Origin of the sequence: Agrobacterium sp. CNPSo 3708, assembly GCF_028674915.1 — a bacterium.
Classification (GTDB): Bacteria; Pseudomonadota; Alphaproteobacteria; order Rhizobiales; family Rhizobiaceae; genus Agrobacterium; species Agrobacterium cavarae.
In genome coordinates this window covers 305887-329135 of the sequence record NZ_JAQZSF010000004.1, presented here as the reverse complement: position 1 = coordinate 329135, position 23249 = coordinate 305887, and the positions used below count along the sequence as shown (strand labels likewise).

General features: G+C 57.9%; 24 protein-coding genes. 18 read left to right on the top strand and 6 right to left on the bottom strand.

The window, feature by feature from the left end; genetic code table 11:
- Positions 1-7 precede the first annotated feature (7 nt).
- Entirely contained in the window at positions 8-697 is a 690-nt protein-coding gene (locus tag PVA19_RS11515; RefSeq protein WP_274102512.1) for a glutathione S-transferase family protein, read from the bottom strand.
- A 255-nt stretch (positions 698-952) separates the two neighbouring features.
- On the opposite strand from PVA19_RS11515, the gene PVA19_RS11510 reads away from it, so the two are divergent.
- Positions 953-1351: a GFA family protein gene (locus tag PVA19_RS11510; protein ID WP_062427460.1), complete on the top strand. Its 399-nt coding sequence runs from the start codon at positions 953-955 to the stop codon at positions 1349-1351.
- A gap of 339 nt (positions 1352-1690) precedes the next feature.
- On the opposite strand, the gene lexA is transcribed toward PVA19_RS11510, so the two are convergent.
- Complete coding sequence (lexA, locus tag PVA19_RS11505; RefSeq protein WP_062427550.1) at positions 1691-2416, bottom strand: transcriptional repressor LexA; 726 nt, start codon at positions 2414-2416, stop codon at positions 1691-1693.
- A gap of 356 nt (positions 2417-2772) precedes the next feature.
- On the opposite strand from lexA, the gene PVA19_RS11500 reads away from it, so the two are divergent.
- The 3 genes from PVA19_RS11500 (at position 2773) to eno (ending at position 5812) form a co-directional block, all read left to right on the top strand.
- Positions 2773-3336, top strand: coding sequence for a hypothetical protein (locus PVA19_RS11500; RefSeq protein WP_162739608.1), 564 nt, complete (start codon positions 2773-2775; stop codon positions 3334-3336).
- Between the two features lie 135 nt (positions 3337-3471).
- On the top strand, positions 3472-4320 hold the full coding sequence (kdsA, locus tag PVA19_RS11495; protein ID WP_274102511.1) for a 3-deoxy-8-phosphooctulonate synthase: 849 nt from the start codon (positions 3472-3474) through the stop codon (positions 4318-4320).
- Between the two features lie 217 nt (positions 4321-4537).
- The gene (gene eno, locus PVA19_RS11490) at positions 4538-5812 is read left to right on the top strand and encodes a phosphopyruvate hydratase (RefSeq protein WP_062427456.1); all 1275 of its coding nucleotides are present in this window, start codon (positions 4538-4540) and stop codon (positions 5810-5812) included.
- A 136-nt stretch (positions 5813-5948) separates the two neighbouring features.
- Here eno and PVA19_RS11485 read toward each other — a convergent pair whose 3' ends face one another.
- The 4 genes from PVA19_RS11485 to PVA19_RS11470 are packed head-to-tail and all read right to left on the bottom strand — an operon-like array spanning position 5949 to position 8785.
- Entirely contained in the window at positions 5949-6368 is a 420-nt protein-coding gene (locus PVA19_RS11485) for an HIT family protein (protein WP_062440858.1), read from the bottom strand.
- 19 nt (positions 6369-6387) lie between these two features.
- Positions 6388-7578, bottom strand: coding sequence for a GNAT family N-acetyltransferase (locus tag PVA19_RS11480; protein WP_274102510.1), 1191 nt, complete (start codon positions 7576-7578; stop codon positions 6388-6390).
- Positions 7575-8318 (bottom strand): glycerophosphodiester phosphodiesterase, encoded by a 744-nt coding sequence (locus tag PVA19_RS11475; RefSeq protein ID WP_274102509.1) that lies wholly within the window; start codon positions 8316-8318, stop codon positions 7575-7577. The genes PVA19_RS11480 and PVA19_RS11475 overlap by 4 nt, the downstream gene beginning before the upstream one ends.
- Positions 8315-8785, bottom strand: a complete 471-nt coding sequence (locus PVA19_RS11470) for a RidA family protein (protein WP_062440866.1) — start codon at positions 8783-8785, stop codon at positions 8315-8317. Before PVA19_RS11470 ends, PVA19_RS11475 begins: the two co-directional genes overlap by 4 nt.
- A gap of 117 nt (positions 8786-8902) precedes the next feature.
- Between PVA19_RS11470 and PVA19_RS11465 the strand changes: the two genes are divergently transcribed.
- The 14 genes from PVA19_RS11465 (at position 8903) to lpxB (ending at position 23232) form a co-directional block, all read left to right on the top strand.
- Positions 8903-9742: a cell envelope integrity EipB family protein gene (locus PVA19_RS11465; protein ID WP_274102508.1), complete on the top strand. Its 840-nt coding sequence runs from the start codon at positions 8903-8905 to the stop codon at positions 9740-9742.
- A 190-nt stretch (positions 9743-9932) separates the two neighbouring features.
- Positions 9933-10700, top strand: a complete 768-nt coding sequence (gene rpsB, locus PVA19_RS11460) for a 30S ribosomal protein S2 (protein ID WP_062427450.1) — start codon at positions 9933-9935, stop codon at positions 10698-10700.
- A gap of 269 nt (positions 10701-10969) precedes the next feature.
- On the top strand, positions 10970-11896 hold the full coding sequence (gene tsf, locus PVA19_RS11455) for a translation elongation factor Ts (RefSeq protein WP_062440869.1): 927 nt from the start codon (positions 10970-10972) through the stop codon (positions 11894-11896).
- A gap of 200 nt (positions 11897-12096) precedes the next feature.
- On the top strand, positions 12097-12819 hold the full coding sequence (gene pyrH / locus PVA19_RS11450; RefSeq protein ID WP_274102507.1) for a UMP kinase: 723 nt from the start codon (positions 12097-12099) through the stop codon (positions 12817-12819).
- A gap of 70 nt (positions 12820-12889) precedes the next feature.
- Complete coding sequence (gene frr, locus PVA19_RS11445) at positions 12890-13447, top strand: ribosome recycling factor (protein ID WP_062427448.1); 558 nt, start codon at positions 12890-12892, stop codon at positions 13445-13447.
- A gap of 66 nt (positions 13448-13513) precedes the next feature.
- Entirely contained in the window at positions 13514-14257 is a 744-nt protein-coding gene (locus PVA19_RS11440; protein WP_062427447.1) for an isoprenyl transferase, read from the top strand.
- Positions 14257-15090 carry a phosphatidate cytidylyltransferase gene (locus PVA19_RS11435; protein WP_274102505.1) on the top strand — a complete coding sequence of 278 codons (834 nt, stop codon included), beginning with the start codon at positions 14257-14259 and terminating at the stop codon, positions 15088-15090. Before PVA19_RS11440 ends, PVA19_RS11435 begins: the two co-directional genes overlap by 1 nt.
- A gap of 61 nt (positions 15091-15151) precedes the next feature.
- On the top strand, positions 15152-16273 hold the full coding sequence (gene rseP, locus PVA19_RS11430) for an RIP metalloprotease RseP (RefSeq protein ID WP_162236286.1): 1122 nt from the start codon (positions 15152-15154) through the stop codon (positions 16271-16273).
- A 199-nt stretch (positions 16274-16472) separates the two neighbouring features.
- Positions 16473-18797 (top strand): outer membrane protein assembly factor BamA, encoded by a 2325-nt coding sequence (gene bamA / locus PVA19_RS11425; RefSeq protein WP_130979501.1) that lies wholly within the window; start codon positions 16473-16475, stop codon positions 18795-18797.
- Between the two features lie 49 nt (positions 18798-18846).
- Positions 18847-19911: a UDP-3-O-(3-hydroxymyristoyl)glucosamine N-acyltransferase gene (gene lpxD / locus PVA19_RS11420; protein WP_274102503.1), complete on the top strand. Its 1065-nt coding sequence runs from the start codon at positions 18847-18849 to the stop codon at positions 19909-19911.
- Entirely contained in the window at positions 19904-20371 is a 468-nt protein-coding gene (fabZ, locus tag PVA19_RS11415) for a 3-hydroxyacyl-ACP dehydratase FabZ (protein ID WP_062427442.1), read from the top strand. Before lpxD ends, fabZ begins: the two co-directional genes overlap by 8 nt.
- Entirely contained in the window at positions 20368-21180 is an 813-nt protein-coding gene (lpxA, locus tag PVA19_RS11410; protein WP_274102502.1) for an acyl-ACP--UDP-N-acetylglucosamine O-acyltransferase, read from the top strand. The genes fabZ and lpxA overlap by 4 nt, the downstream gene beginning before the upstream one ends.
- Complete coding sequence (locus PVA19_RS11405; RefSeq protein ID WP_274102501.1) at positions 21143-22051, top strand: LpxI family protein; 909 nt, start codon at positions 21143-21145, stop codon at positions 22049-22051. The genes lpxA and PVA19_RS11405 overlap by 38 nt, the downstream gene beginning before the upstream one ends.
- Complete coding sequence (gene lpxB / locus PVA19_RS11400) at positions 22048-23232, top strand: lipid-A-disaccharide synthase (RefSeq protein WP_274102499.1); 1185 nt, start codon at positions 22048-22050, stop codon at positions 23230-23232. The genes PVA19_RS11405 and lpxB overlap by 4 nt, the downstream gene beginning before the upstream one ends.
- Positions 23233-23249: the final 17 nt, after the last annotated feature.

The window sequence follows — 23249 nt, the reverse complement described above, 5'->3', positions numbered from 1 at the left end:
TTTTGCTTCAATCTGCTGCGGAGCGGCGGTCTTCGATAATCTCGCCAGACGCCCGCGCTTCCTCTTCGTGCTCGGCGTCACGCCACGGTTCTAGGATTGCTGCCTCCTCCCACTCCTTCATCGCCGGCGAGCTCAAGAGGCGGGTCTTGTAAGCCTCCGCCGCTGGCGAGAGTGCTGTGCCGTAGGTCTGGAAGCGAAACGCGACGGGGCAGAAGAAGGCGTCGACGGTGGTGAAGTTGGTGCCGGCCAGAAACGGCCCGCCGAAGATGTCGATGCCCTGTTGCCAGAGTGCGTCGATACGCGCGATATCCTTACGGAGCGCCTCGGTTGCAGGAACTGGCCGGATCCGCAAGCCTACGCTCATCGGGTGCAGATTGCGCAGCGACTGGAAGCCGGAATGCATCTCCGCGGATGCCGAGCGCGACCAAGCCCGCGCTTTGGCATCCTCAGCCCAAACACCATCATGCCGTTCCGCCAGGTACTCGACAATCGCAAGCGAGTCCCAGATGGTGACATCGCCATCCACGAGGCAGGGCACCTTGCCGGTGGGCGAAAAGTGCGTGAAGCCGTTCTTGGGATCGGGATCATTGAAGGGGACGAGATGCTCTTTGAAGGGAATCTCCAATGTCCGCATCAGAACCCACGGCCGGAGGGACCAGGAAGAGTAGTTCTTGTTGGCGATGTAGAGATCGTACATATTGTCTCCTTCTGGTGATACGGCTGCTTGAATCGCATGCAATCAGCAAAAGCGTCCATGCGTGTAAGTGCGGATGTTTCTCTGTCCATCGTCCTAACGCATGACCGAGAGGACATACAGGCCGAGTCTGTCATGTCAGCTATCATATGAATTGATGCGTTCGCCGTTCTCACCTTTCCGAAAGCAGAAGCAGAATGAACTTCACCGGTTCATCGCGGTTTGGTGGGAACGCATCAAGCAAATGGAGCGATCAAGATGAACATGAAATCTGGCGGTTGTGCCTGCGGCAGCGTGAGGCTTTCGATAGTCGGCGAGCCCTATCGTATCGGGATTTGTCACTGCATGGATTGTCGCAAACACCACGGCGCGCTCTTCCACGCATCCGCCATCTTCCCGCAGGATGCCGTTACCATCGAAGGAGAAACACGCAGCTATAATGGCCGCTTCTTCTGTCCCAACTGCGGATCGCCGGTCTTCGGAAAAAGCGACGACGAAATCGAGGTCAATCTCGGTTCCCTGGATTCACCAGATCAGTTCGAGCCGACCTACGAGCTTTGGACGATCCGCCGTGAGGCGTGGCTGCCGGACTTCCCGGCATTGCGCCAATATGAGCGGGACCGGGAATCGACAGGCAGAACGGAAAAGGGGCGGTGAGACTGTCCACCTTGTCGGATGGTAGCCGCGAGGTCGATTAGCTGCGTCTGTGAGTTCTGCACTTAGAAGCGACGCGCGAGGGCGCTTGTCGGTGGCACTGAAAGATTGCCGCCGTTCGAAGGCCATGATCGGCATGCACCCGACCATCCGCCAATCTTTTCCTCATCCTCGGATCGAGAATGAGGATAACGAGAAAGACGAAGACGAAGACGAAGAGAACCAGCGTCGAGACCTCGGCGCGATCAGAGGCAGCCCCACATCGCCGCATCTGCCAACGAGGTCAGTGCGTCTTGCCTCAGCAAGAGCACGGGCAGCCAGTCTGAGCCGACTATCGTCCGCTCAGTGATAGCGACGAATGAGGCCGACCAGCTTGCCCTGGATCTTGACCCGATCCGGTCCGAAGATGCGGGTCTCATAGGCTGGGTTCGCGGCCTCCAGGGCGATGGAAGCACCCTTGCGGCGGAAACGCTTCAAAGTGGCTTCTTCATCATCCACCAGTGCAACGATGATATCGCCGGGGTTGGCGGTGCTGCCGTTGCGAATGATGACAGTATCGCCGTCGAAGATGCCAGCCTCGATCATCGAGTCACCCTTGACCTCAAGCGCGTAATGCTCGCCCGTGCCCAGCATATCGACGGGGACGGCAACATCATGGGTGTTGTTCTGGATAGCGGAGATCGGTACACCGGCGGCGATGCGTCCCATCACAGGAACGGTGACAGCGGAGGAGATCTGATCGTTTGCTGGCTTCGGCGCGGGAGCCGGCTCAGGCGGTTTGGCTTTTCCGAGGCTGCCCTCGATCACGCTTGGCGAGAAACCGCGCGGCGGCTTCTGTGCTGGTGCCGAATAGGCCTCCGGAAGCTTGATGACTTCCAGGGCTCTTGCCCTGTTCGGCAAGCGGCGGATGAAGCCGCGTTCTTCCAAAGCGGTAATCAGCCGATGGATGCCGGATTTCGAGGCAAGGTCGAGGGCATCTTTCATCTCATCGAAAGATGGCGGCACGCCGGACTCTTTCATTCGCTCATGAATGAAAAGAAGCAGTTCCTGCTGTTTGCGCGTGAGCATGAAGAAAACCCTTGGAATACGTGGCGAAGATTCGCGAAACAAATACAGAACGAACACTATATGTTCCATATGTGTTCTGCAATCCCTTAAAATTCCGCAACCGTCTCCGCCTCATCAATTTGCAGTCCTGTTATCCGCGCAATGGTAGAAGTTTATAGCTTCTTTACGGTGTTGCGCGTCTTTTTCCTCTCCAGGTTGATGATTTCATTTTTGCGGGTATCTACAAGCTGCTCCGAGGATCACACGATCCGGTCATCCTGTGGGATGAAGGCCAAGCCATTCGAAGCATTATCAACAAAGTTATCATAGCTCTACGGCGCCGCTTCTTAGCGCCTGTATGGGGCAGGGACATTTTTATGAAGCTCGTTAGATTTACCCTTATCGGAATGCTGATTGCGTTGGCCGGTTGCCAGACCCTCGATCCCAATTCACCGGAAGCTTTGAAGCGCAAGGAGTATGACCGGCTGCTCCTGAACACGACGATGGCCAATTGCAAGCTCATCGTTCAGCTCAATCAGAAGCGCGTTTCGCAGAACAAGGAGCCGACGCGCGACAACAACTGCGCACGGATCCTGAAGAACCACGCGCTTGGCGGCGTTCATCCGGCGAGTTTCATCCCCGATCTTGCGGTGAACGGCATTCCCATTCCGATCGGCGGACTGATCAAGCTTGCCATCGTTGCCGACCGAAACCAGCGCGAGAAGAAGGCCTGGGAGGCATCGCTACCGGCTTGGGTGTCCTCCGGTGGTGAGAACAGCGAGAACGTCTATCGCATGTTGCTGGCTCAAGGTTTCAAACCTGAGGAGTTGGAGGGGCTGAAGGGAAGTGCTGGATTTTCCGACGCCGTGCGCGCAGTCGGGCCGTTCGTGCAATTTTCCGAGGCCAATCCCGATGTCGTGCGGAAGGCGAATGCCGGCTAAATGGCAAGCGGTCGGTGCTCTGGCCGCAGCCTGCCTCATCTCGTGACACATGGCGCGCTTGCTGCTAATGCCTGTGCAACATCGCAAGTTAAGCGGTTGCCGGCGATGTCCGGCGCATGTGTCGTGAGGAATAAGATGACTGTGAAGAACAATTTGAAAGTGGTCGCTGGCGAAGGCAAAGGCGCTGTCGCCTTCTCCAACACGGAGCGGTTTTCGCTGATCGCCGGCCCGTGCCAGATGGAAAGCCGCGACCACGCTTTCATGATTGCCGGCACGCTGCATGAGCTTTGCGGCAGGCTCGGCATCGGGCTTGTCTATAAGTCATCCTTCGACAAGGCCAACCGCACATCGCTCTCCGGACAGCGTGGCATCGGTCTCGACAAGGCCATGGAGATATTTGCCGATCTTAAGAAGGAATATGGCTTTCCGGTCCTGACTGACATCCATACGGAAGAGCAGTGCGCCATTGTCGCCGAAACCGTCGATGTCCTGCAAATCCCGGCCTTCCTCAGTCGCCAGACCGATCTTCTGATCGCCGCCGCGAAGACCGGTCGCGTGATCAACGTGAAGAAGGGGCAGTTCCTGGCGCCCTGGGACATGAAGAATGTGCTGGCGAAGTTGAATGAGAGCGGCAATCCGAATGTTCTCCTCTGCGAACGCGGCGCATCGTTCGGCTATAACACGCTTGTCTCCGACATGCGCTCGCTGCCGATCATGGCCTCGCTCGGTGCGCCGGTGGTTTTCGATGCGACGCATTCCGTGCAGCAGCCAGGCGGGCAGGGTGGGTCGACCGGTGGTCAGCGCGAATTCGTCGAGACATTGTCGCGCGCAGCCGTGGCCGTCGGCATTGCAGGCCTGTTTGTCGAGACCCATGAAGACCCGGACAATGCCCCTTCCGACGGACCCAACATGGTTCATCTGAAGGATATGCCGAAGCTTCTGGAGAAGCTTCTGGCTTTTGATGCCATCGCCAAGGCTGCCTGATTTTGGCCTAATCGATTTTTATAGGTTGGGCGACGCCTGATGCTGGGCGTCGTCATTGTAATTTCTCACGCTTCGTCTACAGCGAAGTGGCAATGACCTTTCACACTTTTCAGAATCGCTTATCCGCCGTCCGGCTCGAAAACGGCTTCACAGTTTTGCCGATGCGCTCTAAGACAAGCGACTGAAATTCATCTGTTCCAGTCCCAAGGGAGAGACCATGACAGCCATTACCGACATCATCGCACGCGAAATCCTCGATAGCCGTGGCAACCCCACGGTCGAGGTCGACGTGTACCTCGAAGACGGCTCCTTCGGTCGCGCTGCCGTTCCATCGGGCGCATCCACCGGCGCTCACGAGGCAGTCGAGCTGCGCGATGGCGGACAGCGCTATGGCGGCAAGGGTGTTGAAAAGGCCGTCGAGGCCGTCAACACTGAGATCTTTGATGCGCTTGGCGGCTTCGATGCCGAAAGCCAGATCCACATCGACCAGACGCTGATTGCGCTCGATGGTACGCCGAACAAGTCTCGCCTCGGCGCAAACGCCATCCTCGGCGTATCGCTCGCCGTTGCCAAGGCCGCTGCCGAAACAACCGGCCTGCCGCTCTATCGCTACGTTGGCGGCCCGAACGCCCACCTGCTGCCCGTTCCGATGATGAACATCATCAATGGCGGTGCACATGCCGACAACCCGATCGACTTCCAGGAATTCATGATCATGCCGGTCGGCGCGGAAAGCATCCGTGACGCGGTGCGCATCGGCGCGGAAATCTTCCATGTTCTGAAAAAGGAACTGGCAGCGCAGGGCCATAACACCAATGTCGGCGACGAAGGCGGTTTTGCCCCTGGCCTGAAGAGCGCGCCGGAAGCGCTGGACTTCATCATGAAGTCGGTTGAAAAGGCCGGTTACAAGCCGGGCGACGACGTCGCTCTTGCTCTCGACTGCGCCTCGACCGAGTTCTTCAAGAACGGCAAATACGAGATGGAAGGCGAAGGCCGCACGCTCGAGCCGGAAGCCATGGCCGATTACCTCGCAGAACTCGCAGGCAAGTATCCGATCATTTCCATCGAAGACGGCATGGCCGAAGACGATTGGGAAGGCTGGAAGTACCTGACCGACAAGATCGGCTCCAAGGTACAGCTCGTCGGTGACGACCTCTTCGTTACCAACTCCGCGCGCCTTCGTGACGGCATCAAGATGGGCGTTGCCAACTCCATCCTCGTCAAAGTCAACCAGATCGGTTCTCTGACCGAGACGCTCGACGCTGTCGAAACAGCCCACAAGGCACGTTACACAGCGGTCATGTCTCACCGTTCGGGTGAAACGGAAGACTCCACGATTGCCGATCTCGCGGTTGCCACCAACTGCGGTCAGATCAAGACCGGCTCGCTGTCGCGCTCCGACCGTCTGGCGAAGTACAACCAGCTGATCCGTATCGAAGAGATGCTGGGTCCGCAGGCTGCTTACGCTGGCCGCTCCATTCTTCGCAGCTGATTTGAACTGTGATATTTTTGGGGCTTTCCATAGGCCCTAATAATAGAAAACCCGCCGATGGCCTCGGCGGGTTTTTTGTGTCAGCGATGCGGTATTTGTTCTCGACGGTCGACGGTCGACGGGTCGGGAGCGGGTTTTACAGCGCCTGTTTGATCTTCTCTGCGTGAGCCTTCAGCATCTCCACATCCGCCATCGCGCCGCTATGCGGCTTCAATGGCTCTCCGTCCTTGCGCGGTACGATGTGGAAATGCAGGTGGAACACCGTCTGGCCAGCGGCTGGCTCGTTGAACTGCGCTACGTAGATGCCATCAGCATCGAAGGCTTCCTTGGCGGCGACGGCGAGCTTCTGGACGACGGGGATTGTCTTTGTCAGCACGTCTGGATCGGCATCGAGAATGTTGCGCGAGCCGGTTTTCGGGATCACCAGTAGGTGACCCGGGGCCTGGGGCATCACGTCCATGAAGGCCAGTGTATGGTCGTCTTCGTAGACCTTTACGCAGGGGATTTCACCCCGGAGGATTTTTGCGAAGATGTTGTTGTCATCGTAGGCTGTCACGGGCTGCTCCCTCAAAACTTTAGTCGTCGTCTTCCTGCCGTTCGCCTTTGCGAAACGGGCTATGGTCTTCAAGATAGTCGTTAATCTGTTCGACTTCGCTGCGTTCCCGCTCCAGATAATCGGCGATGGCGTGGCGAAGGCCGGGATGGGCAATGTAGTGGGCGGAATGGGTGGTCACCGGCGTATAGCCGCGTGCCAGCTTATGCTCGCCCTGAGCGCCGGCTTCCACACGCTTCAAACCCTTGGAAAGCGCAAAATCGATCGCCTGATGGTAGCAGACTTCGAAATGCAGAAAGGGATGGTCCTCGATGCAGCCCCAGTGGCGGCCGTACAATGCGTCGCCGCCGATGAAGTTGATGGCGCCGGCAACATATTTACCCTCACGCTTGGCCATTACCAGCAGGATGTCATCTGCCATGCGCTCGCCGATCAGGGAATAGAAGGCGCGGGTGAGGTAAGGCTTGCCCCATTTGCGGCTGCCGGTATCCATGTAGAAGGTGAAGAACTGATCCCAGATATCTTCGGTCAGATCGCTGCCGGTCAGCCAGTCGATCTCGATGCCGTTTTCCAGCGCCGAGCGCCGCTCTTTCTTCAGGGTCTTGCGCTTGCGCGATGACAGCGCGTCGAGGAAATCGCTGTGATCACGATAGCCTTCATTGATGAAATGAAACTGCTGATCGGTGCGATGCAGAAAACCCTCATCCTCCAGGGCTTCGATCTCATCTTCATTTGCAAAGGTCACATGTGCCGAAGAGATGCCGAGCTTCTCTGTCACCTGCTGGAGACCTGAGGCGAGGACCTGCTGGAAGGCTGCAACGTCCAGCCCCGTCGTCAACAGGCGTGGACCGGTTGCAGGCGTGAATGGGACCGAGCATTGGAGCTTGGGATAATAGCGGCCGCCTGCGCGTTCGAACGCGTCTGCCCATCCCTGGTCGAAGACATATTCGCCGCGGCTGTGGTTCTTGAGGTAGCCGGGAACCGCCCCCATCAATCTCCCGTCGCTGCGCTCCAGCAAGAGATGCTGGCCGAGCCAGCCGGTCTTTGCCGTGGCCGATCCGGATTCTTCCAGCGCGGACAGAAAGGCGTGCGAAATGAAGGGATTGTACGGCGTGGCCGACGGTAGCCTGGATGCTCCGGAAAGGCTGTTCCAGCTTTCCGGAGCGATGTCCTTGAAGGACTGTGCAACGCGAATGGTGTATTCGTCGCTCATGCGGTGGCTGACTGGTCCTTGCTGTTGGGGACAAACCCCTCGAACGTTATCTGGTCAGCATATGTATAGGACTTCTCCAAGGCATTTTCATCCCGCACGGTCCAGGTAATCACCGGGAAGCCAAGTTTTCTCTGCGCTTCGATGAAGCTGTTGGGCAGGTGACCCCAGAAGTAGGAGATGAAATCGAGCCCGATCTGCATCGCTTCATCATGCTTGAAGAAATCTTCCGGATTGGCGCCTTCTGCGGTCAGACCCAACGGCCAGGGAGAGCGTGCCGCCTTCAAATCCTTTAGGAGATGATGATCGAAGCTCATCAGTGCCACATGACCCTGATAGCCCTCTAGCTCTTCCAGAACCGCTTCGGCAAAGCCGTCATCGACGCCTTCGCCCTCACGACCCTTGAGCTCGATAACGAGCGGCACCTTACCGGCGCAAAGCTTCAACAGTTGCTTCAGTGTGGGAACGCGATCCCTGGTCTGCCCGATCGACAGCATCCCAAGTTCGGCAGATGTGCGCTCACGCACATCGCCTTTGATGCCGGTGAGGCGGGTCATCTCGTCGTCGTGAAAGACCACGGGAACGCTATCGGCCGCCAGCTGCACATCGCATTCGATGGCGTAGCCGGCTTCGATGGCGCGGGTAAAAGCCGAGAGCGTGTTTTCCCAAACCACCTTGTTGAGATCGTGATAGCCACGATGGGCGACGGGTTGGGCCGTCAGCCAGGATAGTTTCAATGTCATGCGTCGATTTCCACGATGGCATCGATTTCGACGGCGGCGTTGAACGGAAGCGACGCCATGCCGACGGCGGCACGTGCATGCTTTCCGGCATCACCCAGGACATTGGCAATGAGGTTCGATGCACCGTTGATGACGAGGTGCTGCTCGGTGAATTCCGGGACGGAGGCGACGAAGCCGTTGAGCTTTAGCACGCGGCGCACCTTGGAGAGATCGCCGTTCAAGGCTGCCTTGACCTGCGCCAGAATGTTGACGGCGCAAAGCTCGGCCGCCTTTTGCGCGGTTGCGACATCGACATCGCGACCGACATGGCCCGTCACCGCAATCTTGCCGGATTCCATCGGCAGTTGTCCGGAAATATAAAGCAGATTGCCGCTGATCGTGAAGGGAACATAGTTGGCAGCAGGGGCTGCTGCGGCGGGAAGAGTGTATCCGAGTTCCTTGAGGCGAGCTTCGATGGCGTCTGACATTTTTCCGTTTCCGCTTTGGTTGTAAATCTTTCAAAAATCCGGCATTCAGGTCATGATGTCGAAAAGCCGGACGGTTGCTTGTACAGTATGAGCGATGAGTCCAACAGGAGTTATTGAATGATCGTCAGGAACCTCGCTCTCGTTCTTGCCGCTGGCGTGGGCCTCATGCCGTGCATCGCAAGTGCCGTGCCTGCCAGCGTTCCCAATCTGATCTCCCACCGCGCCGTCTACGATCTCGAACTCAAGGATGCGTCGGATCGCTCCGGCATCGAAGGCATGACCGGACGCATGGTCTATGAATTCACCGGCTCGTCCTGCAAGGGTTACAAGACCGATTTCCGCTTCGTCACCCAGATCAATACCGGCGATGCGGTGCGGATGACCGACCAGCAGACCACGACATTCGAAGATGCCGTCTCGAAGAAATTCACCTTCGAGACCAAATCCTTTACCGACGACAAGCTCGACAAGGAAGTCATCGGCTCGGCCGCAGACGTCGATGGCAAGATGAAGGTGGATCTGACCAAGCCGGACTCGCGCGAAATCGATCTCGTTCCTGGCGAATTTCCGACCGAGCATATGTATCAGGTCATCGAGAACGCCAAGCTCGGCAAGCGTATCTTTGAGTCGCGCGTCTTCGACGGCTCGGATGACGGCGATGAGAGCCTGATCACATCGACGCTGGTCGGCAAGCAGCAGGCACCGAAGGATGGCGACGCCGAAGCGAGTGTTGCCGGCGATTTCGCCAAGGCGCCATTCTGGCCGGTGACCATCGCCTATTACAACGACAAGACCGGGACGGATTCGCTGCCGATCTATCGCATGTCGTTCAAGCTTTACGAGAACGGAATCACCCGAGATCTGACGATGGATTACGGTGACTTCGTTCTGACAGGCAAGCTGGCCAAGCTCGATGTTCTCACGCCTGAGACGTGTGAAGCGCCGCCTGTACGCTGAAATGTGACGATACTGGCGTTTTTTGACGCCGCATGCTTGCAATTTGGCGAAGGCCGCTGTATGCGGCACACCATTCCACACGCGAAGCTTGGGGTGTTCCGGGAGAAATCCGGTTCATTCCGCCCGGTGGTACCGGTCAAACGGTGCTGTTCGCTTCGCGGGGGTTCAACCGGAAAAGGAGTAACAAGGCATGGCATTGCCCGATTTTTCTATGCGCCAGCTTCTGGAAGCTGGTGTTCACTTCGGCCACCAGACACATCGCTGGAACCCGAAGATGAAGCCGTACATTTTCGGCGATCGTAACAATATCCACATCATCGACCTGGCTCAGACCGTTCCGATGCTGTCGCGCGCGCTTCAGGTCGTTTCCGACACCGTTGCTCGTGGTGGCCGCGTTCTGTTCGTTGGCACGAAGCGTCAGGCTTCCGAAATCATCGCAGACAGCGCAAAGCGCTCCGCTCAGTACTACGTCAACTCGCGTTGGCTCGGCGGCATGATGACCAACTGGAAGACGATTTCGAACTCGATCCAGCGTCTTCGCAAGGTTGACGAAATCCTGAACTCGGATGCTTCCGGCTACTCCAAGAAGGAGCGTCTGAACCTTGAGCGCGAACGCGAGAAGCTTGAAAAGGCTCTCGGCGGTATCCGCGATATGGGTGGCGTTCCGGACCTGATGTTCATCATCGACACCAACAAGGAAAAGATCGCGATCGAAGAAGCCAAGCGTCTTGGCATTCCGGTTGTCGCCATCATCGACTCCAACTGCGATCCGGACCACATCGATTTCCCGATCCCGGGTAACGACGACGCTTCGCGCGCCATTTCGCTTTACTGCGATCTGATTGCCCGCGCTGCCATCGACGGTATCGCACGTCAGCAGGGCGCTTCCGGCCGTGACCTCGGCGCTTCCGAAGAAGCTCCGGTAGAGCCTGCTCTCGAAGACGAAGCCAACGCCTGATATTGGCCTTTTGGCGGCGCGATCGCGCCGCCTTTTCCATCAGGATAAGACAAGGCCGTTCTGGACTACACGTTCGACGGCCTTGTTCGTTTCAAGCCGCAGCACCCCGTCGATCCAGCGATCGGCGCCAAAGGGAACAGCGGCTGGTTTCTCAAGTTTCGTGGCGGCTGTTTCATCAGCCTGTCACAGTTCCGGGTACATTCGTTCCCACAATCCGATTTCGGCCTGGCAAGACTGCCGTGACCGACCGAACCGACAAGAGGCACACAATGAGCGAAATCACCGCCGCAATGGTAAAGGAACTGCGCGAAAAGTCTGGCGCAGGCATGATGGATTGCAAAAAGGCGCTGGCTGAAACCAACGGCGACATGGAAGCGGCAATCGACTGGCTGCGCGCCAAGGGTATCGCCAAGGCTGACAAGAAGTCGGGCCGTACCGCTGCTGAAGGTCTCATCGGTATCGCGTCTGCCGGCCACAAGGCTGTCGTCGTCGAAATCAACTCGGAGACCGACTTCGTTGCCCGTAACGACGCCTTCCAGGACATCGTCCGTGGCGTTGCTTCCGTTGCGCTGACGACTAATGGTTCTGTCGACGCGATCGCTGCTGCCACCTATCCGGCAACAGGCAAGTCGGTTGCCGACACCATCAAGGACGCGATCGCTACGATCGGTGAAAACATGGCTCTGCGTCGCGCAGCTCTCCTCGAAGTCGAGCACGGCGTTGTTGCGACCTACGTCCACAACGCAGCTGGCGACGGCATCGGCAAGCTCGGCGTTCTGGTTGCCCTGAAGTCCGTAGGCGACAAGGCCGTTCTGACCTCGATCGGCCGCCAGGTTGCCATGCACGTTGCTGCGACCAACCCGCTTGCTATCCGTGCCGAAGAAGTCGACGCTGCTGTTGCAGAACGCGAACGCAACGTCTTCATCGAACAGGCTCGCGAATCCGGCAAGCCGGAAGCCATCATCGAAAAGATGGTTGATGGCCGCATGCGCAAGTTCTTTGAAGAAGTTGCTCTTCTGTCCCAGGCTTTCGTTATCAACCCCGACCTGACGGTTGAGGCTGCTATCAAGGAAGCTGAAAAGGAAGCCGGCGCCAAGATCGAAGTTGTCGGCATGGCTCGCCTGCTTCTCGGCGAAGGCATCGAGAAGGAAGAAAGCGATTTCGCTGCGGAAGTTGCAGCTGTCGCAAAGGGCTGATCCCTTTACCCAAATATTGGAAAACTCCGGGGCATCGCGTGACAACGCGGTGCCCTTCGTGTATCCGCGTTCCGGTTACAATTCGCATTGCCCGGAAAAAGTTTGCAGATGTTCTTGCAGCTCCGGACTTTTTATGTTTCGCCTGCCATTGCTGCAAAGCCGATCCCGGATCTTTGCGCGACCTGCTTAAAGGAGTCATGATGTCTTCCAAGCCGCTCTATAAACGTGTTCTGCTCAAGGCGTCCGGCGAAGCCCTTATGGGCGATCAGGGGTTCGGCATCGATGTGGCCGTCGCTGACCGTATCGCCTCCGATATTGCCGAAGCGCGGGCCATGGGCGTCGAAGTTGGTGTCGTTGTCGGCGGCGGGAATATCTTCCGCGGCGTGGCCGTTGCTTCCAAGGGTGGCGACCGCGTGACCGGCGACCACATGGGCATGCTGGCGACCGTCATCAATGCGCTGGCGCTTGCAACCTCTCTGCGCAAGCTGGAGATCGATACGGTTGTTCTCTCTGCCATCGCCATGCCGGAAATCTGTGAGAGCTTCTCGCAGCGCGCTGCCATCCATCATTTGTCGCAGGGCAGGGTGGTGATCTTCGCTGGTGGTACCGGCAACCCGTTCTTCACCACCGATTCCGCCGCAGCCCTTCGCGCCGCCGAAATGGGTGCGGAAGCCATCTTCAAGGGAACGCAGGTCGATGGCATCTATTCGGCCGATCCGAAGAAGGATCCGACCGCAACCCGCTTCGACGAATTGACGCATTCCGAAGTGCTAGCCAAGGGGCTTGCCGTGATGGATGTGGCAGCGGTTGCGCTTGCGCGCGAAAACCACATTCCGATCATTGTGTTCTCGATCCATGAGAAGGGCGGATTCGCCCAAATATTGACGGGTGGCGGTCTCAAGACCATCGTGCACGACGCATAATCACCGGCGGCTCTAAAGGCGTCGGTCAAGATAATGGGCCGCCAAGGCCAGAACGAAATGGAGTATCAAGATGAGTGGTGTTGACCTCAATGACATCAAGCGCCGCATGGACGGTGCCATCAACGCGTTCAAGAGCGACATTGCATCGCTGCGGACCGGACGCGCCTCTGCCAACATTCTCGATCCCGTCACGGTCGACGCCTACGGTTCTCGCGTGCCGCTTTCGCAGGTTGCCAACATCACCGTTCCCGAGCCGCGCATGCTTGGTGTGAACATCTGGGACAAATCCATGGTGGGCGCTGTGGACCGCGCTATTCGCGAGTCCAATCTCGGTCTCAACCCGATCGTGGATGGCCAGAACCTGCGTATTCCACTGCCTGAGCTCAACGAAGAGCGCCGAAAGTCGCTCGTCAAGGTTGCTCACGATTATGCCGAAAAGTCCAAGGTTGCCATTCGCCATGTTCGTCGTGACGGCATGGAAGGTCTAAAAAAGGCCGAAAAGGACGGTGACATCGGCCAGGACGAAAGCCGTGGCAAGTCTGATAAAGTTCAGAAGATGACGGATGACACGATTTCTGAAATTGATCGCTTGCTCGCTGAGAAAGAAAAGGAAATCATGCAGGTATAATTGGCGTATCGCCAAGCCTCGCATTGATTTAGCTTGTTGAACTCCGCACTGCCTGAATGGATTGAGATGTCGGAAACCGCACCTTCCCTGTTGCCTGAACATGTCGCCATCATCATGGATGGTAACGGTCGCTGGGCCAAGCAGCGCGGCTTGCCGCGCATCATGGGCCATCGGCGGGGCGTGGAGGCCGTGCGTGAGACCGTTCGAACTGCGGGCGAATGCGGCTTGAAATATCTGACACTCTTTGCGTTTTCTTCGGAAAACTGGCGCCGGCCTCAATCGGAGGTTTCAGATCTTCTCGGTCTCCTCAAGGCATTCATTCGCCGCGACCTAGCAGAGCTTCACAAGGAGAATGTGCGCGTTCGCGTGATTGGCGACAGGGTCGGGCTCAAGGATGATATCCGCGCTCTGCTGGAAGAGGCAGAGCAGACCACACGCGACAACACCGCGCTCACACTCATCATAGCGTTCAACTACGGTGCGCGGGATGAAATTGCGCGCGCAGCGGCGTCGCTGGCCCGCGATGTCGCCGAAGGTCGGATCGATGCCTCTGCGATCACGCCAGACGCGATTTCCGCGCGTCTGGACACGGCGGGCATTCCTGATCCTGACCTCATTATCCGCACAAGCGGTGAGGAGCGTTTGTCGAACTTCCTGTTGTGGCAAGCGGCCTATTCCGAATTCCTGTTCATTCCCGACTACTGGCCTGATTTCAATCGTCAGACGCTTGTGGCTGCGATCGATCAGTATATGACGAGAGATCGTCGCTTTGGTGGCCTGTCCACTCAAGTTGCGATGGCAGGCGCCTGATGAGCCGCGAATTAAAGCTGCGGATCATTTCGGGCATCGTGATGGCCGCAGTCATTCTGACCGCGACCTGGTATGGCGGGATCATGTTCCGCGCCATCGCCGGCCTTCTGTCGCTCCTCATTTATTATGAGTGGAGCACGATCACAAAGCTCTCTGACACCAATCCGACGGGTTATGCCTGGGGCTGGTTCTCAGTTGCCGTCATGAGCGGCAACACGATCTTTGGTGAGAGCTCTCTCGATCTCCCGCTGCTTTCCGGTTTTGCCATCACCGCAGCGCTGTTTCCGATTCTTCGCGGTCCAAACCGGTGGCTCGTTGGCGGGATCGTCTATTCGGCGCTGAGCGGCATTTCGCTTGCGGCCATTCGCGGCGAAGAATCAACCGGCCTTGTGGCCATGCTCTTTGTCTTCGCGATCGTCTGGGCGACGGACATTCTGGCTTATTTCGTCGGCCGCGCGATCGGCGGTCCAAAGCTTGCGCCTTCGATCTCGCCAGGCAAGACGTGGTCCGGCGCTGCCGGGGGTACGTTTTTCGGCCTGGTAGCGGGTGGCGCCGTTACTCTTGCCTATCATGGAAGCATCTCGCTGACGGTATTGTTGCTGGCGCTGGCGCTCTCCATTTTCAGCCAGATCGGCGACCTGTTCGAATCCTTCATCAAGCGCAGGTTCGGAGTGAAGGATTCCAGTAATCTTATCCCAGGCCATGGCGGGTTCATGGACCGGGTTGACGGTCTTGTTTTCGCCTGCTTTACCGTATTCCTGATTGCAGTGGTTCACGCGGCAGTAACCGGCGATGTGCCAGGATCAGGCGATGGTATCTTGCTCGGCTTCTGATCTGAGCAGATAGATGACGAGAGACGCGACATAGGGAATCGGGAATAATATGGACACTGTGATGGCTGCGGTTAATTTTCTGACCGGTTATATGGTGCCATTTATCCTCGTGATTTCGCTGCTCGTCTTCGTCCATGAGATGGGGCACTACCTCGTCGGGCGCTGGTGTGGCATTCGCTCCACTGCATTTTCCGTCGGCTTCGGCCCGGAACTAATCGGTTTTACCGACAAACGTGGGACGCGCTGGAAGATCTCGGCCGTGCCACTTGGCGGCTACGTCAAATTCTTCGGCGATGAGGATGTCTCCAGCAAGCCCGACAGCGATGGCCTTTCCGGGCTGACGCTGGAAGAGAGGTCGCACACGCTCGCTGGTGCCAAGCTCTGGAAACGGGCGGCGACCGTCGCTGCAGGCCCCATTGCCAACTTCATTCTCGCGATCCTGATCTTCACGGTGCTCTTCACGATCTATGGCCGGATGATTTCCGATCCTGTCGTGTCTGAGGTGCGTCCTGACAGCGCTGCCCAGACTGCTGGTATTCTGCCGGGTGACCGGCTGATCGCGATCGACGGGGAAAAGGTGCAGACGTTTGAGGACGTCCGTCGCTATGTCTCCATCCGTCCGGGCACACAAATCAATGTTACCGTGGAGAGAGATGGCCGCGATCTGTCGCTGCCCATGGTGCCGACACGCACGGAAACGACGGACCAGTTCGGCAACAAGATCGAGCTTGGAATCATCGGCATCACCACCGACCAGACGCGCGGCAATTTCCGCCATGTGAGCTACACGCCGGTGGAGGCGCTGGTTGAGGGTGTGCGAGAAACCGGCCATGTCATTACGGGCACCTTCAACTATATCGGCAACCTCGTCACGGGACGGATGAATGCCGATCAGCTGGGCGGACCGGTGCGTGTGGCGCAGGCATCTGGACAGGTGGCGACACTTGGCGTCGGTGCGCTGATCCAGCTTGCCGCTGTTCTTTCAATTTCCATTGGACTACTGAACCTCATGCCCGTTCCCATTCTGGACGGCGGCCATCTGGTGTTTTATGCGATAGAGGCGGTGCGCGGCAGACCGGTCGGGTCGGGCGCGCAAGAGGTTGCATTCCGCATCGGTCTGGCCATGATTTTCAGTCTGATGGTTTTTGCGACTTGGAACGATATCAGCAGCTTGATCGGCTAAAGGGGCGTTTCGAGCTGTTTTTTTAAGAGGGTGTTTACCTTGTTTTGAAGCCAAAGTGGCGATTGGGCCACGGTGGCTTGCGAAGTAAACAGAAATTAACGGTCGGGCTTGCTTGTAGAGGAAAAGCAGGTAAAACGACGCAGATGGCCGGAGTCGGGTTCCGCCCGCTGAGGGACAACGGGAAAAGGTAAGATTTGAAATGAAGGCTGGTTCAAAGTTTTTGAACGCGGTATCGGCGGTTGCGCTGTCTGCTGGTGTTTCTTCGATTGCAGCTTTGGGGGTGCTTGCTTCTGCCGGTGTTGCCAATGCAGCTGTCGTCAGCAGAATCGATGTTCGCGGTGCTGAACGCTCCGGTGCGGATGCTGTTCGTTCCAACATTACGATCGCTCCCGGTCGCAATTTTTCCAATTCCGATATCGATGAATCGGTAAAGCGTCTTTACGCAACGGGCTATTTCTCCAACGTCAGCATGCGCGTGGCAGGCAATGCCCTCGTGGTGACGGTGAGCGAGAACAACCTCGTCAACCAGGTGGTCTTCAACGGCAACCGCAAGATCAAGGACGACAAGCTTCAGGCTGTCGTCCAGACGCAGTCTCTTGGTCCATATGATCAGACGATCGTGACGGCGGATATCGCTCGCATCAAGGAAGCCTACGCGAATATCGGCCGCAGCGACGTGCAGGTTACGACCCAGGTCGTGCCGGTTGGTCAGGGTCGCGTCAACCTTGCTTTCCAGATCAATGAAGGTGAGCGTACCAAGATCGCGCGCATCGACTTCGTCGGCAACAATGCCTATAGCGATGGGCGTCTGGCTGCCGTCATCAACACCAAGAAGTCCAACATGCTGTCGTTCCTGACACGCAAGGACGTCTACAATGAAGACAAGCTGCGCGCCGACGAAGAATCGCTGCGCCAGTTCTACTACAACCGTGGCTACGCCGATTTCCGCGTCGTGTCCTCGAATGCCGTCCTCGACGAGGCGACCAACGAGTACACTGTCACCATTACGGTGGACGAAGGCCAGCGTTACGACTTCGGCAATGTGGCCGTTGAATCCACGGTGCCTGGCATTGATGGTTCGCAGCTCCAGGGCCTTGTCTACACGAAGTCCGGCTCTTACTACAGCGCCAAGGAAGTGCAGCAGAGCATGGAAGCGATTTCCAAGCGCGTTGCGGCGGAAGGCTATCCTTTTGCCCGTGTGACGCCGCGCGGTGACCGCGACCTGGCTGGCAACACGATTGGCTTGACCTACATCGTCGATCAGGGCGAGCGCGCTTACGTCGAACGCATCGAAATCCGTGGCAACACGCGCACACGTGACTACGTCATTCGTCGCGAGTTCGACATCAGCGAAGGCGACGCGTTCAACCAAACGGTGATCAGCGCTGCTAAGCGTCGTCTCGAAGCGCTTGGATACTTCTCCAAGGTCAATATCAGCACCTCGCAGGGCAGCGCTCCTGACCGCGTCGTGATCGTTGTGGATGTCGAAGATCAGCCGACAGGCTCCTTCGGTATCGGTGCGGGTTACTCGCAGAACGACGGCGCGCTGCTGGAAGCCTCGATCGAAGAAAAGAACTTCCTCGGTCGCGGTCAGTACATCCGCGTTGCTGCTGGTGCGGGTCAGGATGATGCGCGCAGCTACACGCTGTCCTTCACCGAGCCATACTTCCTCGGCTATCGTCTTGCGGCTGGTTTTGACATCTTCAAGAGCCAGAGCAGCAAGGAAGAGTTCTACAATTACGACGAACAGGGTTTCTCGCTCCGCGTGACCGCGCCGATTACGGAAAACCTCGGTACGACGTTCAAGTACACCTATAAGCAGTTCAGCTACGACGGTAAGGGCGACTGGAACAATCCAGCAAATCTTGCCGCTCCTTATCGTGACCTGATTGCAGGTGGTGATTGGAGTCAGTCGATTATTTCGAACACGCTGAACTACAACACGCTGGACGACCGCAACATGCCACGCGAAGGCTGGCAGGCTGCATTGACCAACGAGTTTGCAGGTCTCGGCGGCGATTCCGAATACTACAAGATTTACGGTAAGGTTCGTTACTACCATTCGCTGTCGGATGAATATGACATCATCGGCTCGCTGACAGGCCAGGCCGGTTACGTCGTTCCAACCGGTGACAATCTCTACGTCTTCGATCAGTTCAAGATCGGTGGCCGTGTGATCCGTGGCTTCAAGAACGATGGTATCGGTCCGCGCATCGGCTCCGACGCGATCGGCGGCACGACTTACTTTGCGGCTTCGGCTGAAGTCACCGCACCTATGCCGCTCGTTCCGGAAGACGTCGGCCTGCGTCTTGCTGGCTTCGTCGATGCCGGCACGCTCTATGGCAACAAGGTTGCGAATTCGGCTGGCGTTCAGGACGATAGCTCGATCCGTGCATCTGCCGGTATCGGCATCATGTGGGCGTCTCCGTTCGGTCCGCTGCGCGTCGACTACGCTGTTCCGATTGCCAAGGAAAGCTACGACGAGGAACAGCGTTTCCGGTTTGGCATGTCCAACACTTTCTGATATCGGCAGTCCAGAACTGCGAGTTTGAATGTTCTGGAGTATCCGTTTGATGGACTACAATGCTTTTTTTCCGCCCCACGAAGGCCTGCGATTGAAAGAAATCGCGGTCCGTCTTGGGGCGGAACTGTCTGATGAGGCCTTTGGCGATCGACTCGTGAGGTCGATTGCGCCCGTGTCGCGCGCCAAGCAGGACCAGCTCTGCTATATCCTGTCTCGCAAGAACCGGGATGAGTTGCTGACATGCGATGCGGCCGCCGTTATCTGTGACGAGTCGCTGAAAAGCATCGTGCCTGATCATATTCCTGCTCTCATCTGCAAGAACCCGCACACGATCTTTGCGCAGGCCGGTGAGCTTCTGCACCCTTCAGCCATGCGGCCTTCCGCCGTCACGCCTGAAGAGACGGGGGTATCGACTTCGGCGCATGTCGATCCCACCGCAAAGCTCGAATCCGGCGTCATCGTTGAGCCATTCGCCGTTATCGGAGCGAATGTTCACATCGGTTCCGGCACGCGGATCGGCCCCGGCGCTATCATTGGCGCTGAGGTTCAGATCGGGCGTGACTGTACGATTGCCGGCGGCGCGAGCGTTCTCTCGGCTCTTATCGGAAATGGCGTCATTATCCACAACGGCGTGCGTATCGGCCAGGATGGTTTCGGCTATGCTCCTGGACCGCGCGGCATGATCAAGATCGTGCAGATCGGTCGTGTGATCATTCAAGACCACGTCGAGATCGGCGCGAATACCACGGTCGATCGCGGTACGATGGATGATACGGTGATCGGTGAAGGCACGAAGATCGATAACCAGGTCCAGATCGGCCATAATGTTCGCATCGGTCGTCATTGCGGTATCGTCAGCAAGGTCGGCATCGCCGGAAGCACGCGCATTGGCGACGGCGTGATGATTGGCGGCGCGGCTGGGATCAACGGCCATATCACCATTGGTGACGGTGCACAGATCGCGGCCATGAGCGGCGTGGTGTCAGACGTGCCGGCAGGCGCAAAGGTCGGTGGAACGCCGGCGCGCCCGATAAAACATTTCCTGCGTGATATGGCCGATATTCTCGCCCGCGCAGAAGAACGCGATAGGAAAACAGGAGACAAGAATGTCTGAAGAGACGAAAACGACGCTTGGCGCGGCTGACATCCTTGAGGTGATGAAGCTGCTGCCGCATCGTTATCCCTTTTTGCTGATCGACAAGATCATCGACATTGACGGCGATAATTCTGCGATCGGCATCAAGAATGTGACGGTCAACGAGCCGCATTTCACCGGTCATTTTCCTGACCGTCCGATCATGCCTGGCGTTTTGATCGTAGAGGCGATGGCGCAGACGGCAGGTGCGATCTGCGCTCGCAACAAGGATGGCGGTGGATATCTCGTCTATTTCATGACGATCGACAATGCGCGCTTCCGCAAGCCTGTCGTGCCTGGTGACCGACTGGAAATCCACGTCGTCAAGCAGCGTCAGCGCGGCAATGTCTGGAAGTTCCACTGCGAGGCCAAGGTCGATGGCTCTCTCGTTGCCGAGGCGGATGTCGGCGCGATGATGATCCCAGAGGATCAGCAATGAGCGCGGTTGCGGCCTCAGCCAAGATCCATCCCATGGCCGTCGTGGAGGATGGCGCGATTATCGGCGAGAATGTCGAGATCGGCGCGTTCGCTCATGTCGGCGCGAAGGTGAGTTTGCGCGATGGCGTCAAGCTGTTGAACCATGCAGTGGTGACCGGTCGCACTGTGGTGGGTGAGGGAACCGTCATCCACCCCATGGCCGTCATCGGTGGTCAGCCGCAGGCGATCCGTCACGACGGTTCCGAAACGACACTCGATATCGGCGCGCGCTGCACGATCCGTGAAGGCGTGACGATCAATACGGGCAGCTCGGATGGCGGCGGCAGAACGGTTGTTGGCGATGACAACCTCTTTCTCGCCAATTCGCATGTGGCGCATGATTGCATTCTTGGCAGCGAGATCATCCTGTCGAACAATGTGATGCTTGCCGGCCATGTGCGTATCGAGGACAAGGCTATTCTCGGCGGCGGCTGCGCGGTGCACCAGTTCACCCGCATCGGTCGCCAGGCCTTCATCGGCGGCCTTTCGGCTGTCAGCTACGATGTCATTCCCTATGGAATGCTGAATGGCAATCCCGGCATCTTGAGTGGGCTTAACGTAGTCGGCATGACGCGTGCGGGCATCGAGCGGGCCGATATCCACACCGTTCGCCGGGCCTACAAGCAGATCTTCGAGAGCGAAGGCAATGTGCGCGCCAATGCGGCTGCCATTCGTGAGGAGTATCTGGATTGCCCACAAGCGCTTGAGATCATCGATTTCATCGCGGCCGCCAATGACCGGGCGATCTCTTCGCCGAACCGCGGCAAGTAACGCGGTGGCGATGGGCGACCAGCGTCTGGCGATCATCGCCGGCAGTGGTTCTCTTCCCCTTTATGTGGCGCTTGCCGCACGATCGGCGGGAGAGGACCCGCTGATCATCCGCCTGAAGAACGAAGCCGATCTCGACTGGTCAGAGTTCGAAAATGCCTCGATCAGTGTTGGCGATGTCAAAGGCCTGGGCCTGCTTCTAAGCACGCATGGCATCGACCGCGTGGTTCTTTCCGGCGGCGTGGCACGCCGTCCCGAATGGCGGGAAATCCGCCCGAACCTGAAGATGATCGCCAAAATGCTGTCGATCATCCGCACGCTTTTGTCGGGCGGTGACGACACCGTACTGCAAATGGTGATTGGCCTGATCGAAGCGCAGGGCGCTCGCGTCATCGGCGCGCATGAGATTGCGCCTGGACTTCTTGCAACCACCGGCCCGCTCGGCAAGATCAAGCCCAGTGACGAGGATCGTAGAGACATCGCAAAAGCGGCTCAAGCGGCGTTGGCGCTCGGCGTGCTGGATGTCGGGCAGGGTGCAGTTTCCGTTGGTGGACGCATCGTTGCCCTGGAAGGCGTTGAGGGGACTGATGGCATGCTGGAGCGGGTCGCCGCACTTCGTGCTGCCGGACGCATCTCGCAGCGCCGCAGGGGCGTTCTCGTCAAGCTCTGCAAACCGCAACAGGATATTCGCGCCGATCTTCCCACCATAGGCCCTTCCACCGTCGAGAACGCGGCGAAGGCCGGTCTTGCCGGAATAGCCATTGAGGCGGGCAGGGCGTTTGTTCTCGATCGTGACGCGATGTTGAGAGCTGCCGATGCGGCAGGCCTGTTCGTTTGCGGCATCGACACCGCGCTTGAGGGAGACATGATGTGACGGAAGGCGTGCTGAAACTTGCGGTGGTGGCAGGCGAAGTCTCCGGCGATCTCTTGGGCGCCGACCTTGTTCGCGCGCTGAAGACACAATATCCGGGGCAGGTGGAGCTCTTTGGTATTGGCGGTGAACAACTGACGGCTGAGGGCCTGAACTCTCTGTTCGACTACTCCGAATTGTCGATCATGGGCTTCACCCAGGTTCTGAAGAAACTGCCGCAACTGATTTCCCGCATCAAGGAAACGGCGAATGCCATTATCGCCTACAAGCCGGATGCACTTCTGATCATCGACAGTCCCGATTTCACCCACCGTGTTGCAAAGCGCGTGCGAAAGGCGCTGCCAGACCTGCCGGTGGTGAACTACGTTTGCCCCAGCGTCTGGGCCTGGAAAGAGTACCGTGCGACGGCGATGCTTTCCTATGTCGATCATGTGCTGGCACTGTTGCCTTTCGAACCGGAGGCCATGCAGCGCCTTGGCGGTCCAGCAACAACATTTGTCGGACACCGCCTCAGTGTCGATCCGGACGTTCTGGCGGTGCGCGCACAACGTGCTTTGCGTCCCGTGCCAGCTGCCGGTGACACACGGACAATCCTTCTTCTGCCGGGCTCGCGCTCGACAGAAACCACGCGTTTGATGGAGCCGTTCCAGCAGGCTGCAAGTGCATTCGTGGAGAGGAACGGGCCGACGCGGTTCGTGCTGCCGACTGTTCCGCGACAGGAGCAGCGAATAAGGGAACTTGCCGCCTCCTGGCTTGAGGCGATCCGACCGGAGATTGGCACCGACACGGCGTTCAAGTGGCGTTGTTTTGCCGAGGCGGATGCGGCGATCGCGGCTTCCGGCACAGTCATCCTGGAACTCGCGCTTTGCCATGTTCCGGTGGTTTCTGTTTATAAGACCGACTGGATTTTCACGATGCTCAGCAAGCGGGTGAAGACGTGGACCGGCGCGCTCCCCAATCTGATCGCAGACTACGCCTTGGTACCGGAATACTTCAATGAAGTGGTCCGTTCAGGCTCGATGTTGCGCTGGGCGGAGAGATTGTCGTCCGATACCATTCAGCGTTGCGCCATGCTGGAGGGGTTTGAGCTGGTGCAGAAAAGGCTACAGACGGACATCCCGCCAGGGGAGCAGGGTGCTGCGATCTTGCTGCAGACGATCAGGATGAAGACGGGCAAACGATAGGCCGGGTGCTTTGCCAC